Annotated in this window: 16 protein-coding genes; 7 read left to right on the forward strand and 9 right to left on the reverse strand. The window is 59.3% G+C overall.

Features of this window, described 5'->3' with window-relative positions:
- The first annotated feature begins 88 nt into the window (after positions 1-88).
- The 6 genes from CJU81_RS15030 to CJU81_RS15055 all read left to right on the forward strand — a co-directional run bounded on the left by CJU81_RS15030 (position 89) and on the right by CJU81_RS15055 (position 7,738).
- Complete coding sequence (locus CJU81_RS15030; protein ID WP_095037287.1) at positions 89-2,440, forward strand: beta-galactosidase; 2,352 nt, start codon at positions 89-91, stop codon at positions 2,438-2,440.
- A 113-nt stretch (positions 2,441-2,553) separates the two neighbouring features.
- On the forward strand, positions 2,554-3,699 hold the full coding sequence (locus CJU81_RS15035; RefSeq protein ID WP_095037288.1) for a serine hydrolase domain-containing protein: 1,146 nt from the start codon (positions 2,554-2,556) through the stop codon (positions 3,697-3,699).
- Between the two features lie 329 nt (positions 3,700-4,028).
- A complete protein-coding gene (locus CJU81_RS15040) occupies positions 4,029-5,174 on the forward strand; it encodes a serine hydrolase domain-containing protein (protein WP_095037289.1) in 1,146 nt (381 codons plus the stop codon).
- Between the two features lie 110 nt (positions 5,175-5,284).
- Positions 5,285-6,412 (forward strand): OmpA family protein, encoded by a 1,128-nt coding sequence (locus CJU81_RS15045; protein ID WP_095037290.1) that lies wholly within the window; start codon positions 5,285-5,287, stop codon positions 6,410-6,412.
- Positions 6,413-6,435: 23 nt separating this feature from the next.
- Positions 6,436-7,083: a pyridoxamine 5'-phosphate oxidase gene (gene pdxH, locus CJU81_RS15050; protein ID WP_095037291.1), complete on the forward strand. Its 648-nt coding sequence runs from the start codon at positions 6,436-6,438 to the stop codon at positions 7,081-7,083.
- A 190-nt stretch (positions 7,084-7,273) separates the two neighbouring features.
- Positions 7,274-7,738, forward strand: coding sequence for a glycine zipper 2TM domain-containing protein (locus CJU81_RS15055; protein ID WP_095002981.1), 465 nt, complete (start codon positions 7,274-7,276; stop codon positions 7,736-7,738).
- A 74-nt stretch (positions 7,739-7,812) separates the two neighbouring features.
- Here CJU81_RS15055 and CJU81_RS15060 read toward each other — a convergent pair whose 3' ends face one another.
- The 5 genes from CJU81_RS15060 to CJU81_RS15080 form a co-directional block, all read right to left on the reverse strand.
- A complete protein-coding gene (locus tag CJU81_RS15060) occupies positions 7,813-8,439 on the reverse strand; it encodes a hypothetical protein (protein WP_369679447.1) in 627 nt (208 codons plus the stop codon).
- A gap of 84 nt (positions 8,440-8,523) precedes the next feature.
- Positions 8,524-9,702: a Na+/H+ antiporter NhaA gene (gene nhaA / locus CJU81_RS15065; RefSeq protein WP_095037293.1), complete on the reverse strand. Its 1,179-nt coding sequence runs from the start codon at positions 9,700-9,702 to the stop codon at positions 8,524-8,526.
- 334 nt (positions 9,703-10,036) lie between these two features.
- Positions 10,037-11,647 carry an NAD(P)/FAD-dependent oxidoreductase gene (locus CJU81_RS15070; protein ID WP_095037294.1) on the reverse strand — a complete coding sequence of 537 codons (1,611 nt, stop codon included), beginning with the start codon at positions 11,645-11,647 and terminating at the stop codon, positions 10,037-10,039.
- A 90-nt stretch (positions 11,648-11,737) separates the two neighbouring features.
- Positions 11,738-12,409, reverse strand: a complete 672-nt coding sequence (locus CJU81_RS15075; protein ID WP_176464853.1) for a COG3650 family protein — start codon at positions 12,407-12,409, stop codon at positions 11,738-11,740.
- Between the two features lie 192 nt (positions 12,410-12,601).
- Complete coding sequence (locus tag CJU81_RS15080) at positions 12,602-13,201, reverse strand: short chain dehydrogenase (protein WP_095037296.1); 600 nt, start codon at positions 13,199-13,201, stop codon at positions 12,602-12,604.
- A gap of 104 nt (positions 13,202-13,305) precedes the next feature.
- On the opposite strand from CJU81_RS15080, the gene CJU81_RS15085 reads away from it, so the two are divergent.
- Positions 13,306-14,214, forward strand: coding sequence for a LysR family transcriptional regulator (locus tag CJU81_RS15085; protein WP_095037297.1), 909 nt, complete (start codon positions 13,306-13,308; stop codon positions 14,212-14,214).
- On the opposite strand, the gene CJU81_RS15090 is transcribed toward CJU81_RS15085, so the two are convergent.
- The 4 genes from CJU81_RS15090 to CJU81_RS15105 are packed head-to-tail and all read right to left on the reverse strand — an operon-like array spanning position 14,211 to position 16,684.
- Positions 14,211-14,714, reverse strand: coding sequence for a DoxX family protein (locus CJU81_RS15090; RefSeq protein ID WP_095037298.1), 504 nt, complete (start codon positions 14,712-14,714; stop codon positions 14,211-14,213). The two genes, CJU81_RS15085 and CJU81_RS15090, sit on opposite strands and share 4 nt — an antisense overlap.
- Positions 14,711-15,484 (reverse strand): HvfC/BufC N-terminal domain-containing protein, encoded by a 774-nt coding sequence (locus tag CJU81_RS15095; protein WP_095037299.1) that lies wholly within the window; start codon positions 15,482-15,484, stop codon positions 14,711-14,713. Before CJU81_RS15095 ends, CJU81_RS15090 begins: the two co-directional genes overlap by 4 nt.
- Positions 15,481-16,359 carry an MNIO family bufferin maturase gene (gene bufB, locus CJU81_RS15100; RefSeq protein WP_095037329.1) on the reverse strand — a complete coding sequence of 293 codons (879 nt, stop codon included), beginning with the start codon at positions 16,357-16,359 and terminating at the stop codon, positions 15,481-15,483. Before bufB ends, CJU81_RS15095 begins: the two co-directional genes overlap by 4 nt.
- Before the next feature lie 22 nt (positions 16,360-16,381).
- Positions 16,382-16,684 (reverse strand): BufA1 family periplasmic bufferin-type metallophore, encoded by a 303-nt coding sequence (locus CJU81_RS15105; RefSeq protein ID WP_095037300.1) that lies wholly within the window; start codon positions 16,682-16,684, stop codon positions 16,382-16,384.
- Between the last annotated feature and the right edge of the window lie 90 nt (positions 16,685-16,774).

Genomic DNA, 16,774 nt, shown 5'->3' on the forward strand with positions numbered 1-16,774 from the left:
TCGGCGTTATCGTCGACTTTGCTGTCTATGCTTTGACTTTCACCACCTCACAGGCCGGTTTTCGGCCGTTTGGGAGAACCAGATCCATATGATTCGCCGTTCGCTGTCTGCTGTTTTTGCGTTGCTGGTCACGACTCCGCTGTTGGCGGCGCCTGCTGGCCAACAAACCCTGTTCAATTTCGTTCGCCCGGCCGATGTGGTGCAAGTGGCGACCGCGGATGCGAGCTTGCCGCAATACAATGCGGAGCAAACAGCCGAAGGCGAAGTGCTGCGCCGCGTCACGTTCAACCCGGCCGTCGCCCCCAGCCTGCGTTTGACCCCGCAAAGCGGGGTATGGGACTGGTCGCAGTCCGGGATGATGACGCTGCGTATCCAGAACGCGATGAACTGGGCGCTCACGCTCGACGTAACCGTCCAGAGCAGCAACGGCAAAACCCTGACCAGCCGTGTCGACTTGCCGGCTGGCCCGGCGCAGACCCTGCTGTTGCCACTCAAGGCCAATTCGCCGCTCAGCCAGGGCATGCGTGCCGGCCCGCCCATGCCGATGACGCTCGATGGGCAGCGCATTCTGCTGGCCAGCAGCCAGGGTGAGATTGACTTGAGCCAGGTGGTGTCAGTAAGTCTGTCGATACCGCAGCCGACTGCCGCACAAAGCATTTTGCTGGAACGGTTCGGCGTGCAGGACGGTACAGGCGTGATCAAGGCCGTGTACGGCTCGATTGTCGACGGTTATGGCCAGTCGACCCGTGCCAAATGGCCGGAACGCGTAGCCAATGATGACCAGCTCAAGGCTGCGGCCGCCAAGGAACAGCAGCAACTCAAGGGTTGGTTGGCCGGCCGTGCAGACCAGGACAAGTATGGCGGCTGGCTGAAAGGCCCGGGGTTTGAGGCGACCGGGTTCTTTCGCACCGAAAAGCGCAATGGTCGCTGGAACCTGATCACCCCTGAAGGTCATCCGTTCTACTCGCTGGGCCTAAACGCCGTGACGGCCAACGACAGCCAGACCTACGTTGCAGGCCGCGAGTGGATGTTCACCGATTTGCCCCATGAAGGCGCACCGCTGGCCAGTTACTACGGCGTCGCCAACAACAACAGCGGCAATGCCTCCACCCAGGGCCGGGCTTTCAACTCGGGCAGCTGGTACAACTTTTATGGCGCCAACCTGCAACGGATCTACGGCGATCCTTGTGCCGAGCCCGGCCCCGAGGCGGCCAGCAAGCCTGCCGCCCCTTGTGCGCCGCATGCGTTTGATGCCAAACGCTGGCAAACCCGCACCCTGGACCGTTTGCAGGCATGGGGCTTCAACACCATCGGCAACTGGAGCGACCCTGAACTGGGCCTCAACGACCGCGTGCCTTACACCTTGCCGCTGTCGATTGTCGGTGACTACACCAGCATCAGCACCGGTACCGACTGGTGGGGCGGCATGCCCGATCCGTTTGACCCGCGCTTTGCCATGGCTACCGAACGCGCCGTGGCCATTGCCGCCCGCGACCACCGCGATGATCCGTGGCTGATCGGCTACTTTGCCGACAACGAACTGGCCTGGGCCGGCCCCGGTGATGATGCAAAATCGCGCTATGCATTGGCCCTCGGCACGTTGCGCATGACCACGGACGTACCCGCCAAGCGTGCCTTCCTCAAGCAACTGCGCGACAAGTACCGCAACCAGCAGGGCCTGTCCAAGGCCTGGGGTGTTGAAATCCCGGCGTGGGAGCTGATGGAAGACCCGGGTTTCGAAGGGCCTTTGCCCAACGCCGAGCACCCGGAAATCGAAGCGGATTATCAGTACTTCCAGAAAGTCTTTGCCGATACCTACTTCAAGACCATTGCCGATTCGCTGAAATGGCATGCTCCCAACCACTTGTTGCTGGGCGGGCGCTTTGCCGTCAGTACCCCGGAGGCCGTGGCATCCTGTGCCAAATACTGCGATGTACTGAGCTTCAACTTCTACACCCTGCAACCGCAGGACGGTTATGACTTCGCCAAACTGCGCGAGCTGGACAAACCGGTGATGATTACCGAGTTCAACTTCGGCTCCCGTGACCGCGGCCCGTTCTGGGGCGGCGTCACTGAAGTAGCCAACGAAGAGGCGCGTGGCCCGGCCTACAGCAAGTTCCTCAAGCAGGCAGTGGCAGAACCGTCGATTGTCGGCGTGCATTGGTTCCAGTACCTGGACCAGCCTGTCACCGGGCGCTTGCTCGATGGTGAAAATGGCCATTTCGGCATGATCGGCATCACCGACCTGCCGTTTACCGGCTTTGTCGACAGCGTACGCAAAGCCAACCTGCAGGCTCTCGACCAACTGGGTCAGGAGGCAGCCAAGGCCCAGGCCGAGGCCGAGAAGTCAGTCAAAGCCCCGGTGCATGCAACCGATGACGGCAGCGGCGGGCGCTCTGGCACAGGGCATGCAGGCGGTCACTCGGGCAAGGGTCACTGATTTTTCCTACCCGATGGGCGGTGATGTATTTCGTCGCCCACCGGGGCGTTCTCCCTGTTCAATTCCCACTTTAAAACTAAGGTCTTCCATTCCAACTGAATGGAGTCTTCGAAATGGAAGCGAAAGGGAAGTGTGCAAGTGGGTTCGAAGCCGTTCAGCAAGCCTTTGAGGCGATCTTTGATGATCCTCAAGAGCGTGGAGCCGGGGTTTGTGTGCAGGTCGGCGGCGAAACCGTTGTCGATTTATGGGCGGGCGTGGCGGATCTGGAGGGCAACCAGCCCTGGCAGCACGACACGCTGGTTAACACCTATTGCTGCATCAAACCCTTCACCGCCATCGCGGCGTTGATGTTGGTCGAAGAGGGCAAGCTGGAGCTGGACCAGACTGTTGCCCATTATTGGCCGGAATTTGCCCAGGGCGGCAAGCAGGACATCACCTTGCGCCAGGTGTTGTGCCATACCTCCGGTATCCCGGCGCTGCGTTTGCCCAGCCGCACACCGATCATGTACGACTGGGATGCAATGGCCGAAGTCGTCGCGGCAGAGCCCTTGTGGTGGGAACCTGGTACCGACGTCGGCTACGGCGCCACCACCTATGGATGGATTATTGGCGAGTTGATTCGCCGGGCCGACGGCCGCGACCCCTGCACTTTTATTAGCGAGCGAATTTCCGAGCCCAACAACCTGGAAGTGCATATGGGCGTTGATGCCGAGCACTTCCATCGCATTGCCAGCTTCGAGCGCGCTGAAGGGCGGGTCGGGGACCAATACGCAGTGGACTTGCGTACGGTGATGGTCAATGAGCCTGAGCATGTCGCGACCCTTGCGTTTACCAACCCGTCCAATGCCTCCCGGCAAACAGCGGACCCGCGCTGGTGGGCTCATCGCCATCCCGGAGTCAATGGCCACGGTACGGCTCATGGTCTGGCCGGTTTTTACAGCGCCCTGATGGGCGGGCGCCTGGTGGGGCCTGAAATGCTTGCAGAGTTTACCCGTGAGCACAGTAATGACATGGACCGCACGCTGCTGCGGCCCATGCGTTATGGCCTGGGCTGCATGATGGAGCAACCGGCGGACCCGGGAGCGTCCCATCGCATGGGGCCCAAGGCTTTCGGTCATGTCGGGCTGGGCGGGCCGATTTCCTTTGCCGACCCTGAGCGTGACGTGAGCTTTGGCTTTGTCACTACCACCATGGGCAGCCATGTGCTGATGGACCCGCGTGTGCAAAAACTGGCGCCTTTGGTGTATGCCGCGCTGTAGCTCCCACTGTAGATATTAAAAGCCCCTCACCCCAACCCTCTCCCGGAGGGAGAGGGGGCTGATCTGTAGTGTTACGCAGATTTGCTTTTGCCTTTAGTCCCCTCTCCCTCCGGGAGAGGGGCTTTTAAGCGGGCTTGAGCTACAACAGAGTATCTACAGGTTTTTGGTGTCCCTTTTCACAAAAAAACCACTCCAGTGCTGATACTTTGCGCGCCGGCTCTTCAGCGAACAAAAATTGTGCGCTCAGAGCGCGTTGCTCTGTTTCAAAATCCTACTGGTGCTGGAACAATGCACGCCTTGTAGAGCCATGCTTTAACCGGGAGGTGCGGGTGCAAATTCAGGGTTTTCACGACCTCAAGTTCGAAACAGTGCGCGAGGCATTTGCCGATCTATTCAATGATCCGCAAGAGCGCGGCGCGGCGCTGTGCATCCAGATCGGTGGCGAAACCGCACTCGACCTGTGGGCGGGTACGGCAGACAAGGACGGCGAACAGCCGTGGCATACAGACACCATTGTCAATCTGTTTTCATGCACCAAACCCTTTACCGCCGTCACCGCGCTGCAACTGGTGGAAGAGGGCAAGCTGGAACTCGATGCCCCCGTGGCTCGCTACTGGCCCGAGTTTGCCGCTGCGGGCAAGGAATCCATCACGCTGCGCCAATTGCTGAGCCATCGCGCAGGCTTGCCGGCATTGCGTGAAATGATGCCCGCCGAAGCCTTGTATGAATGGCAGACCATGGTCGATGCACTGGCCGCCGAAGCACCCTGGTGGACGCCGGGCGAAGGCCATGGCTATGCCGCGATCACCTATGGCTGGCTGATCGGCGAATTGATTCGCCGCGCCGACGGTCGCAGTGCGGGCCAGTCGATCATGGCGCGCACCGCCAGGCCGCTGGGGCTGGACTTTCATGTCGGTCTGGCTGACGAAGAGTTTTACCGGGTTGCCCATATCGCTCGCACCAAGGGTACGATGGGCGATGAGTCGGCCCAGCGGCTGTTGAAAACCATGATGAACGAGCCCTCCTCGATGAGTACTCGGGCATTCACCAATCCGCCGTCTATTATGACCAGTACCAATAAACCTGAATGGCGCCGTATGGAGCAGCCTGCAGCCAATGGGCACGGCAATGCTCGCAGCCTTGCCGGGTTCTACAGCGGTTTGCTCGACGGCCACCTGCTTGAGGCTGAAATGCTTGAGCAGTTGACCCGCGAACACAGCGTTGGCGAGGATAAGACCTTGCTCACGCACACCCGGTTTGGACTGGGCTGCATGCTGGATCAGCCGACCGTACCCAACGCGACATTCGGCCTGGGGCCAAAAGCCTTTGGTCATCCGGGGGCAGGGGGTTCGATTGGCTTTGCCGACCCGGATCGAGAGGTGGCCTTTGGTTTTGTCACCAACTCCCTGGGGCCTTATATTCTGATGGATCCGCGGGCGCAAAAGCTGGTCGCAGCGCTGGCTGAGTGCTTATAAAAGGGGTTTTGTAGGCCGTAGGTCGGAACTCGGTAGCTTTTCTGTTTTCAATACGTTTTTTATATGGGCTTAGTGCCTCTTTAATTCTTAATTCATTGTGTGGATATTCAATGTCATCTAATAAGACCCTCGCTCTGGCTCTATGCCTGGCTATTACCGGTTGCGCACAAACTCCACAGAATGACGCCGAAGGTGGCCACAAATGGTGGCAGATGGGCTCGTCTGACCAAGCGTCGACCCCCGCGGAAAAATCCGCCAGTGCTGCGGCCAAGCCGACAGACACCAAAGTAACGCCGCCTGTAGCCAAGGCGACCACCGCCCCTGCCACCGCTCCTGTAGCCAGTGCAAAAGACAGCGGTTCCAGCTGGTGGCCTTTTGGCTCTGACTCGGCCAAAAAAGACACCCCGGTTGAGAAAGAAAAAGTTGCCGCCGTTGCCGCCCCTGCCGCTGCTACCTCGGGTAAAAACTGGTGGTGGCCGTTTGATAGCGATGCCAAGGATTCCAAGTCAGCGCCGGTCGGTGTGATCCCGATGCCGGACCCGAAAATCACCCAGGCCTGGCTGGACGAATACGAGCCACGCCTGCGCGTTGCGATCAAAGACACCAACCTGCAACTGGAGCGTCGCGAGAACCTGCTGATTATCGTGGCTGCGGCTGACAGTTCGTTCAAGGCAACCCGCCCGGACTTGCTGATGCCGTCCATGCTTGGCCCGTTCACCCGGGTGGCCAAAGTGGTTGAAGGCGATCCAAAAACGGCGGTGCTGGTACTGGGCCACGCTGACTCTTCGGGCGCAATGGCAGCCAATACCCGTTTAAGCCTGGACCGTGCCAAGTCGGTGGCCGCGATCTTCCGCATGAGCGGTTTGCAAGGTAACCGTCTGACCTTGCGTGGCATGGGTTCGGTGATGCCACGCGCAGCCAACGACAGCAACGAAGGTCGTGCCTTGAACCGTCGGGTTGAAATCCTGATGACCCCGCAAGCCACCATGGTCGCCCTGGTCAGCAAATACAGCCAGCCAGCCCTGACCCCGGCTGAACTGGTGGCGGTACAGCCTGCCGTTGCCCCTTCTGTTGCTAAAAAGAACGCAGCAGCACCGGCGAAGAAAGGCGTCGTAGCCAAAAAAGCCGCACCGGCCAAGAAAGCTGCCAAGCCAGCGCCAGCCAAAAAGCCGGTTGTCGCTAAAGCCAAAGCCGCAGCGGACAAAAAAGTTGCCGCCAACGATCAGGCCAAGAACTGACTGATGCAAGGAAGGATTGGGGCATGACGCAAGCACTGGCAGATATGCGACGTGACTACACCCGTGACGGGCTGGCCGAGGCTCAGGCCCCGGCCGAGCCTTTTGCGCTGTTTCATCAGTGGTTTGGCGACGCGGTCAAAACCGAGCAGCCACCGGTCGAGGCCAATGCCATGACCCTGGCTACGGTCGACGCCCAAGGGCGCCCCCACTGCCGCGTGTTGTTGCTCAAGGGGCTGGATGAGCAGGGTTTTACCTTTTTCACCAACTACACCAGCGCCAAGGGCCAGCAATTGAGCGAACGCCCGTATGCGGCCATGACCTTTTTCTGGCCTACCCTGGAGCGTCAGGTACGCATCGAAGGGCAGGTGGTCAAGGTGACGGCGCAAGAGTCCGATGCCTACTATCAGGTGCGCCCTCTGGGCAGCCGGATCGGGGCCTGGGCTTCGCCGCAAAGTCAGGTGATTGCTGATCGCGATGAACTGGTCGAACTGCTCAAGGCCACCGAAGCGCGCTTCAGTGACAGCCAGCCCCATTGCCCTGAACACTGGGGCGGCTATCGCTTGCTGCCCGAGCGCATCGAGTTTTGGCAAGGGCGTGCGAGTCGCTTGCACGATCGCCTCAATTATCGGCGTGAGGGTGCAGACTGGGTCCGCGAGCGCCTGGCACCCTGAGACGCAACTGGCAACGAGGGCGCGCAATGCAAATCGGTTATTTCGCGCTACTCTTTGCCAAGCCCTGAGATCGCAAACAGCTCTGTTTTTACTGTACAGACGCTGAATAAAGCCTTTTTATCCGCGCTGTACCGTGACAGGTCACCGGCTGCGGAGTTTAATGAATCCCTGTTATTTTGGAGTTGATCCCATGCGTAAGTCCGTTCTGTTGGTTGCAGCATTCTCTACCATGACTGTTTTGTTGGGCGGCTGCACATCGAGCTTGACCGGCGACACCTATTCGCGTGACGAAGCTCGACGTGTACAGACCGTTCGTATGGGTACCATCGTTGCCCTGCGTCCTGTGCAAATTGAAGGCACCAAGACTCCGATCGGCGCTGCGACCGGCGCTATCGTGGGTGGTGTCGGCGGCAGTGCCATCGGTGGCGGCCGTGGCAGCATCGTAACCGCGGTGATCGGCGCAGTAGCCGGTGGCCTGCTGGGTTCGGCAGCCGAGTCGGGCCTGACCAAGACCCAGGGTGTAGAAATCACCGTGCGTGAAGACGACGGCAGCACCCGCGCCTACGTTCAGCAGGTTGAGCCTAACCAGGTGTTCCGTACCGGTGAGCGCGTGCGCATCATGACCGTTGATGGCACCAGCCGCGTTACCCAGTAAACCTGGCTAAAGCGCTAAAACAAAACCCCGGCCAGTGTGAACTGGCCGGGGTTTTTTATGCCTGCAAGTTGCGTTCAGGAAGAGTGCCTGAACGCTTGGTCGGCCCCCGACAAGGTTATGGCAATATGGTCCAACAAGCGCTCTGCCGTGTACTTGGGCATGCAACTGAACGCCATCACCACTGCCAACCCCAGTGCCAGAGCGGGCCGCGGGACATGACTGACATTGTAATGTCTGAGGCTGAACACCATTACACAGGCAGCGACGGAACCTATCAGGGCTCCGGCGATGGCTTCCGGCAAGGGGTGGATGGTGTGGGCGACGTAATTGATGGCGAACCACCAGGTCGCCAACAGGCCGGCCACGAGCGCAGGCCAGCGCAAGCGCTGGTCGAGCTGTTGGCACAGCAGGTTGAGCATTACGGTGAACACCAGACAAGCGTTCATGGCGTGACCGCTGAACACGGCAATACCCAGGTCATGCAGACCAATGCCCCAGCCCTTGAACAGGATCTTGCTGACGCCCACCACCAGATAGGCCGTCACCAGCACGCCCATCCACAGCAAGGCGATTTTTCTGGAGGCACTCAGCCACAGCCATACCGCAATCACCAGTGCTGCCGGGAACATCACCGTGATGCCGGCGTATTGCACAATCTGCATTTTATCGACCACGTTTTTCTCTTTTGGCGATTCACTCAAGCGAGCTGTGCCTCTGTGTGAGCGAGCCTGCTCGCGATGCTCTGAGACCTTCGCGAGCAGGCTAGCTCCCACAGTAGGGTGGGGTTACGCCACCGCTTGTTTACGGCTAAAGAACAGCGTAACGCCATAGCCGATCAGGGCTGCGAGGATCGAGCCGGTGAGGATGCCCATGCGGTCCATGCCGACATAATCGCTACCTGCGACGAACGCCAGTGAGCCGACAAACAGGCTCATGGTGAAGCCGATACCGCACAAGATGGCGACGCCAAACACCTGGCCCCAATTGGCGCCTGCGGGCAAGGCGGCCATGCCGGTCTTGATGGCGATCCAGGTCAGGCCGAACACGCCCAGGGTTTTGCCGATCAGCAAGCCTGCGGCAATGCCCATGGGCACGTGGCTGACAAAACTGTGCATGCTGACCCCTGCCAGTGATACGCCGGCATTGGCGAAGGCAAACAACGGCAGGATCGCGTAAGCCACCCAGGGATGCAGGGCATGCTCGATGCTCATCAGCGGTGAAGTTTCGGAGTTTTTGGTGCGCAGCGGGATGCAGAACGCCAGCGTTACACCTGCCAGCGTGGCATGCACACCACTTTTGAGCACACACACCCAGAGGATCAGGCCCACGATCATATAAGGCGCGACCTTGATCACCCCCATGCGGTTCATGGCAATCAGCACGATCAGGCACGTCGCAGCCAGCAGCAGGGATACGCCTGACAGTTCGCTGGAGTAGAACACCGCAATCACGATGATCGCCCCCAGGTCGTCGATGATCGCCAGGGTCATCAGAAATAGCTTGAGGGACACCGGTACACGTTTGCCGAGCAGGGCCAGTACGCCGAGGGCGAAGGCGATGTCGGTGGCCATGGGGATGGCCCAGCCGCCGAGTGCGTCCGGGTAATCCTTGTTGATGAACCAGTAGATCAGCGCCGGTACCACCATGCCGCCGATTGCCGCCGCGCCGGGCAGCACCACCTGCGAGGGCTTGGACAGCTGGCCTTCGAGCAATTCGCGTTTGACCTCAAGGCCGATCAGCAGAAAGAACAAGGCCATCAGGCCATCGTTGATCCACAGCAGCGAAGGCTTGGCAATTTGCAGGGCGCCGATTTGCACCGCTACCGGCACGTCCAGAAAGGCCGTGTAGTAATGGGAAAGCGGTGAGTTATTGACGATCAGAGCCAGAGCGGCCGCGGCAATCAACAGCAGACCGCTGGCAGCTTCCAACTGAAAGAAACGAGTGAAAGTGCTACGCAGAGGCAAGGTCGCTCTCCATCAATTAGGTAAAAGGTGCGACACCCTAACCCGTGGGGTTAGTGGTTAAAACAAAAACTATATTCTTTTTTGTTATAAGCACGGACGTACTCTCACACCGCTCAAAAGCCTAGCAGTTGTGTGTCAAATTGAGTCTGTTTTGTGCCTGAGAAGGCTATCGGGAATAGGCTGGTTTTTGCCGGTTTTTCAGCAAGGATCCAGTCTGAAGAAGGATAAGTCGGTGACTGTGTGGGAGCGGGCTTGCTCGCGATACAGGCGCTGCGGTCTGTCTGGCAGACCGAGGTGAATGCATCGCGAGCAAGCCCGCTCCCACAGTCAGGGGCTAGGCTTCGATACCCAGAATGTCGCGCGCTACCGCTTCGGCAATACGGATACCGTCGACACCTGCCGACAGAATCCCGCCAGCGTAGCCAGCGCCTTCGCCCGCCGGGAACAAGCCCTTGACGTTGAGGCTCTGCATCGACGCATCACGGGTCATGCGCAGCGGCGACGAAGTACGGGTTTCGATGCCGGTGAGAATGGCATCGTGCATCGAGAAGCCCTTGATCTGTTTCTCGAACGCCGGCAAGGCTTCACGGATGGCTTCAATGGCGAAGTCCGGCAAAGCCAGGGCCAAATCACCCAAGGACACGCCCGGCTTGTAGGACGGCTCGACGCTGCCCAGGGCCGTGGACGGCTTGCCCGCAATAAAGTCCCCCACCAGCTGCGCCGGTGCTTCGTAGTTGCTGCCACCCAGTACATAGGCGTGGGATTCGAGGCGCTCTTGCAGCTCGATGCCGGCCAATGGCCCGCCCGGGTAGTCTTCCGGCGTAATGCCGACAACGATCCCCGAGTTGGCATTGCGCTCGTTACGCGAGTACTGGCTCATACCGTTGGTCACAACGCGGCCGGGTTCGCTGGTGGCCGCAACCACGGTACCACCCGGGCACATGCAGAAGCTGTAGACCGAACGACCGTTTTTGGCGTGGTGCACCAGTTTGTAATCGGCAGCGCCCAGTTTCGGGTGGCCGGCATACTTGCCCAGACGCGCACTGTCGATCAGCGACTGCGGGTGTTCGATACGGAAACCTACCGAGAACGGCTTGGCTTCCATATACACGCCACGATCGTGGAGCATGCGGAAGGTGTCGCGAGCGCTATGGCCTAGCGCCATGATGACGTGGCGGGAGTTCAGTTGCTCGCCGTCGGCCAGTACCACGCCGGTCAGTTGACCGTTATCGATCAGCACATCGGTGACGCGTTGCTGGAAGCGCACTTCGCCGCCCAGAGCGATGATCTGCTGGCGCATGTTTTCCACGACACCGGTCAGACGGAAGGTGCCGATATGCGGCTTGCTGACATAGAGGATCTCGTCCGGCGCACCGGCCTTGACGAACTCGTGCAGCACCTTGCGGCCGTGGTGTTTGGGGTCCTTGATCTGGCTGTAGAGCTTGCCGTCGGAGAACGTGCCCGCGCCGCCTTCGCCAAACTGCACATTGGACTCGGGGTTGAGCACGTTTTTACGCCACAGGCCCCAGGTGTCCTTGGTGCGCTGGCGCACTTCGGTACCGCGCTCAAGAATGATCGGCTTGAAGCCCATTTGCGCCAGCAGCAGCCCGGCAAAGATACCGCAAGGGCCAAAACCGACCACAATCGGACGTTCGCTCAAATCCTGCGGAGCCTCACCGACCACCTTATAGCTGACGTCCGGTGCTGGATTGACGTTACGGTCGTCGGCGAACTTGATCAGCAATGGCGCTTCATCGCGCACACTCAGGTCAATGGTGTAGATAAAGCACAGTTCGGACGATTTTTTACGCGCATCGTAGCTGCGCTTGAACAAGGTGAAATCGACCAGTTCATCACTTTCGATGCCCAGGCGCTGCAGGATGGCAGGGCGCAGGTCTTCATCGGGATGATCGATTGGCAGCTTGAGTTCGGTGATTCGTAACATGACAGTGTCCAGTATCGGGGGGCCAGGTAAACCCTGGCAGAACCGGCAATTGTAAGCTGCTTCGAGGCAATTTGCGGCAACAGTTATCGGTTAGTCGTTACGCGCGCCACCAAAATAGCCGCAACCGCGCTGCACTTGACCGTTGATACGCAGCTCGGCGCCCAGGTGTTGCACGCTGCCATTGGCGCTGTCGGTGCAGCGTTGCGGGGCAACCCACAGCTCGATGTGCTGATTGTTGGCTTCGGTGGACAGGGAGAAACGGCCATCGCCGACCTGTTCTTCAACAAAAGGCAGAGCCAGGTCCGGCTGGCCTTCGCGCTTGAGCACCATGCCCTTGCTGCCGGCTTGCACTTCCCAGGCCGGGCCATTGCCGTTGGCGTGTACGGTCAGTTGCTTGAAATTCGGGTCCTGGCAGGCGCTGCTGTTGCGCTCCAGGCGGTAGAGCTGTTGCACCTGTACTTCACCGTCAGTTCCAGGGGTTTTGCTGGCGCTAAAATTGCCGCGGATATCGGCGAACAACTTGCCCGGTTTATTGGGCATATATGAAGCGTCCTGCACCAGGGAGGTGTTGGCGCTGTCACGCACCACATAGCGCTGTTGGCCGACACACGGCTGGAAAATCAGTTGGTCATTGGCACTAATCAGCTCGCCTTGCAGGCGCGTCTGGCCTGCGGTGGTGTCGGCAGGTTTGCTGCTGAACATCTGGCAGCCGGCAAACACGGGCAGCAGGGCGAACAAAACTAAGGTACGGGCAACACGCATCATGGGGACTCCTGAAGGATGTCGCCACGTTACTTAGCCTCGCGGTGCATCACAAGGGGGCTGGCCCGATTGATGTGGGAGCGGGCTTGTTCGCGATACACACGGCGCGGTCTGTCAGTTAAACCGCAGTGTTGCCATCGCGAGCAAGCCCGCTCCCACAGGTTTTTCGCTGAAGTAAGGCGCCAGGTGGGCTCACCCCACGATGTAGGTTTGCCCGGTTTGCAGGCCTTCGACGCTTTTGGCGTAGGCCAGGGCTACATCAGCACCGGCCACCGGCTTGAAACCACGGAAGTAGGGCGCGTACTTACCCATTGCTTCTTCCAGCACCGTAGGGCTTACCGAATTGACCCGCAGCCCGCGCGGCAACTCGATGGCCGCCGCTTTGACGAAACCGTCGAGTGCTGCGTTGACCAGTGCCGCCGAGCTGCCGGTGCGAATCGGTTCGCGGTTGATCACACCACTGGTGAAAGTGAACGACGCGCCATCGTTGGCAAACTCACGGCCGATCAACAGCAGGTTGACCTGACCCATCAACTTGTCCTGCAAGCCCAGAGCGAAGTCGCTTTCGCTCATCTCGCCCAGTGCGGCGAACTTGACGTTACCGGCCGCGCAGATCAATGCGTCGAAACGGCCGGTCTGCTTGAACAGGTTGCGGATCGATGCGCTGTCGCTGATATCGACTTGAAAATCGCCGCTTTTGCGGCCAATTCGCACGATCTCGTGGCGTGCTGACAGTTCACGGTCAATCGCTGAACCAATGGTGCCGTTAGCGCCGATCAACAGAATTTTCATGGTGCAAGCCTTTGTGGGTGAGGTGAGTGCTCAGTCTAGTAGTGGTTTTTTGGCGCGATAAGCGCACTAATAGGCAACCTTTGGTTTTCATATGGAAACAATCCATGAGTGAAATGGATGACCTCGCGGCGTTCGCGGTATTGATCGATGCCGGTAGCTTCACCCTTGCCGCCCAGCAATTGGGCTGCAGCAAGGGGCAGTTGTCCAAGCGCATCAGCCAGCTGGAGGCGCAGTTCTCTGTGGTGTTGTTGCATCGCACCACCAGACGCTTAAGCCTTACCGCTGCTGGCGCGGCTTTGCTGCCTCAGGCCCAGGCACTGGTGGTGCAAGTTGAGCGGGCGCGTCAGGCATTGGCCCGACTAAAAGACGATATGGCAGGCCCGGTGCGTATGACGGTGCCTGTATCGTTGGGCGAAACGTTCTTTGATTCGTTGCTGATGGAGTTTTCCAGCCAATACCCGCAGGTGCAGATCGAGCTGGAGCTCAATAACAGCTATCGCGACATGGCGCGGGAGGGCTTCGATCTGGCGATCCGCTCGCAGGTCGCCAGCCACGAGCGCCTGGTGGCCCGGCTTGTACTCAACTGGCACGAGATAACCTGTGCCAGCCCTCGCTATCTCGAGCAGTTCGGTGAGCCAACGGCGCCGCAACAACTGGCCGAGCACCGCTGCCTGCTTAACAGCCACTACAGTGGTCGCGAAGAATGGCAGTACCACCTGCAACATGAATTGCACCGGGTGCGGGTCTCGGGGCCCTTTGCCAGCAACCATTACAGCCTGCTGAAAAAAGCTGCTGTAATCGGTGCCGGTATTGCCCGCTTGCCGTCGTACATGCTCAGTGCCGAATTAGCAGACGGGCGTTTGCGCGCACTGCTGCGCGACTATCAAACGCGCAGCAACCCCATGTATCTGGTTCATCCGTATCAGGGCGGTTTGCCCAAGCGCACGCAGGTGTTGGCCGATTACCTTGTGGGCTGGTTCCAGCGCAGTGGCGAGGCAATCAACCAGCTTTAACGAAACCGCCGTGCAATCAGATGATCAATCGACAGCGCCCCCGGGCCTCTAGCCATCAAATACAGCAAGATCGCGATCCAGGTGCCGTGAGTCGGGTAGGCATCTGGGTACACGAACAGTTGGATGGTCAGGGTCATGCCCAGCAGCGCCAACGCCGAGAAACGTGTCGCAAGCCCCAGCAGGATCAGCACCGGGAAAAAGTGCTCGCTGAAGGCCGCAGCGTGGGCGGCCACCTCGGGGGAAAGTAGCGGAACCTTGTATTCCGTACTGAACAAGTACAGCGCAGAGTCAGACAGGTGCGGCATGCCGAGTTGAAAAGTACCGTCCACCAGATCGATTGCCAAACCTTCAACCTTGGTCTGGCCAGATTTCCAAAACACCGCCGCGATGGAGAAACGTGCGACAAAGGCAATCAGCGTGTGGGGGATGCGCTGCATCAGCCCGATCGCACCTTCGATCCAGCGGTGTAACACGCGGGGGATTGTTGTTTGAGTATTCATGGCAAAGCCTCGTGGGTGGGCTGTAAACCAGTGATGGTGTTGTGACTAATCAACAGCGCCAGGGCCTGGCCCAGGTCGAAATCAGGGTCGGCTTCCAGGGCATGGCCCGCCGCCAACCCCAGGGTATTTCCACCCTTGAGCAAGTGCACAAACACTGCGCACCCTGAGCTGACCGTGAATACTTCCACGCGCAATTCATTGCGCAGTACCAAAACGCTTTGTGGCTGACGCGGGTTCAGGCCCTGTATCTGCCCCAGGCTTTGATGAGCCGCCCATAAGGCGGCTATGGCGTAGGGTGACTGCAGTGATGCGACGCCGGGGTGCAGTTGCAGGTGCAGTTGGGCCAGCCCCTCGGGATTGTCGAGCGCCTGAGTCAGCAGCCCGGGGTTTACAGCGCAGATGTCTGCGGCGTGAAAGGCCTGCACGCACAAACGCTCAAGGCGAGCGACGTCCGCCAGGTAAGGCACGCTTCTGGCCGGTGCGAAGCTATTGATAAACCCCGCGAACTGGCTGCCATAGGTGCTCATGACGGGGCTGTCGGGCGGGTATTTCTGAATAAACATCTGCGCCATGGCCTGAAAAAAGGCTTCACCGACCAATTGCGCAACAACGGGATAGCTGGTGGCCAGCGCGTTGATCAGGCCGCTTTGTACATTGTTGCTATAGACCGCGAAACGACGGTCAATGTCGTCGTTATAGCCGACAATACCTGTTGGGGGTGGCGTGCGCGGATTGAGCAAAGCTGCACTGAATGATTCTTGCAGTTTCATGGCTGCACCTGTGCGTTGAGCAGGCAGCGGTCGGCGAGCCGGGCTTCCTGAACCAGTTCGGTGAGAGGGGGCAGATGATTGTCGCGCTCGATCAGGGTGGCCATCGGGCCTGTTCGTTTCAGCACTTGCCGGTATAGCGCCCAGACAGCCTGATCAATCGGCGCTCCGTGGTTGTCGATCAGCAAGCGTTCTCCAAAGCTATCAGCCTCTTCGGCAAAGCCTGCCAGATGAATTTCGGCAACCGCCCGCAGTGGCAAAGCATCGATGTAGGCCAGAGGCTCGCGGCCGTGGTTGATACAGGACACGTAGACGTTGTTCACATCCAGTAAAAGGCCACAGCCGCTGCGGCTTATGACCTCGCGAATAAATTCAGCCTCGTCGAAATCTGCTGCGTCGAACTCGATATAGGTAGCGGGGTTTTCCAGCAATATCTGGCGCTGCAACACATCCTGAGCTTGATCCATATGCGCACAAACCCGCTGCAGCGTAGCCGTGTCATAACGCAACGGCAGTAAGTCATTGAGGAAAACCCCACCGTGGGAAGACCACGCCAGATGTTCGGAAAACATCTGCGGCTGGTAGCGGTTGAGCAATGTGCGCAAGCGTTGCAAGTGTTCGCCATTGAGCGGGCTTTCGCCGCCAATCGACAGGCCGACGCCATGTATCGACAGCGGATAAAGGTCGCTGATCAAGCCCAGGTAGTGGTGGAAAGGGCCACCGGCGACCATATAGTTCTCGGCATGTACTTCAAAGAACCCGACGTCAGGGCGGGTCTCAAGTACATCCACAAAGTGCTCGGCCTTGAGCCCTAGCCCCGCACGTGGCGGGAGCTGGGGCGCAGGAGGCGCGATGAGCGAAGCAAGCGGGCTATGCATCATCAACACTCGGTGGCGCGAATCAGGATTTGGCCTTGAAGGCAGCCATTTGGCCAAAGCCGGTTGGCGAGGTAGAGCTGGCGGTTTTCTCGCAGGTGCCCTTTGGAACGAGTTTCCAGGCATTGGCCTGATTATCGGTTTTGGCGGTGCCGGCGCAGGTGGTGCCCGCGCCGGCAGCGCAATCGTTGTGACCTTTCATGGCCACCCCGAAGCATTTTTCCATGTCGCCAGCTGCCTGTGCGGGCAGGGCGGCAATGCTCAGAGCCGACCCGAGGGCAAGTGCCAGGGCAGCAGCGGACAAGGTGCGAGTGGTTTTGCTGTTCATGGTGACTCTCCAAAGACCCCGGTAGCGATTGCTGCCGGCTTACCCCACTAGAGAGGCGAGGGCGTGAGTTGTTACAAAGCATCTGAATTA

The organism is Pseudomonas fragi, from assembly GCF_002269505.1.
GTDB lineage: Bacteria > Pseudomonadota > Gammaproteobacteria > Pseudomonadales > Pseudomonadaceae > Aquipseudomonas > Aquipseudomonas fragi_D.

What these genes read in the sequence shown, in the direction of transcription:
- pdxH (WP_095037291.1), top strand. Translation starts at nt 6,436, where the DNA reads ATGACGCAAGCACTGGCAGATATGCGACGTGACTACACCCGTGACGGG.
- CJU81_RS15085 (WP_095037297.1), top strand. Translation starts at nt 13,306, where the DNA reads ATGAGTGAAATGGATGACCTCGCGGCGTTCGCGGTATTGATCGATGCC.
- CJU81_RS15045 (WP_095037290.1), top strand. Translation starts at nt 5,285, where the DNA reads ATGTCATCTAATAAGACCCTCGCTCTGGCTCTATGCCTGGCTATTACC.
- CJU81_RS15055 (WP_095002981.1), top strand. Translation starts at nt 7,274, where the DNA reads ATGCGTAAGTCCGTTCTGTTGGTTGCAGCATTCTCTACCATGACTGTT.
- CJU81_RS15095 (WP_095037299.1), bottom strand. Translation starts at nt 15,484, where the DNA reads ATGAAACTGCAAGAATCATTCAGTGCAGCTTTGCTCAATCCGCGCACG.
- bufB (WP_095037329.1), bottom strand. Translation starts at nt 16,359, where the DNA reads ATGCATAGCCCGCTTGCTTCGCTCATCGCGCCTCCTGCGCCCCAGCTC.
- CJU81_RS15070 (WP_095037294.1), bottom strand. Translation starts at nt 11,647, where the DNA reads ATGTTACGAATCACCGAACTCAAGCTGCCAATCGATCATCCCGATGAA.
- CJU81_RS15090 (WP_095037298.1), bottom strand. Translation starts at nt 14,714, where the DNA reads ATGAATACTCAAACAACAATCCCCCGCGTGTTACACCGCTGGATCGAA.
- CJU81_RS15075 (WP_176464853.1), bottom strand. Translation starts at nt 12,409, where the DNA reads ATGCGTGTTGCCCGTACCTTAGTTTTGTTCGCCCTGCTGCCCGTGTTT.
- CJU81_RS15105 (WP_095037300.1), bottom strand. Translation starts at nt 16,684, where the DNA reads ATGAACAGCAAAACCACTCGCACCTTGTCCGCTGCTGCCCTGGCACTT.
- CJU81_RS15030 (WP_095037287.1), top strand. Translation starts at nt 89, where the DNA reads ATGATTCGCCGTTCGCTGTCTGCTGTTTTTGCGTTGCTGGTCACGACT.
- CJU81_RS15035 (WP_095037288.1), top strand. Translation starts at nt 2,554, where the DNA reads ATGGAAGCGAAAGGGAAGTGTGCAAGTGGGTTCGAAGCCGTTCAGCAA.
- CJU81_RS15080 (WP_095037296.1), bottom strand. Translation starts at nt 13,201, where the DNA reads ATGAAAATTCTGTTGATCGGCGCTAACGGCACCATTGGTTCAGCGATT.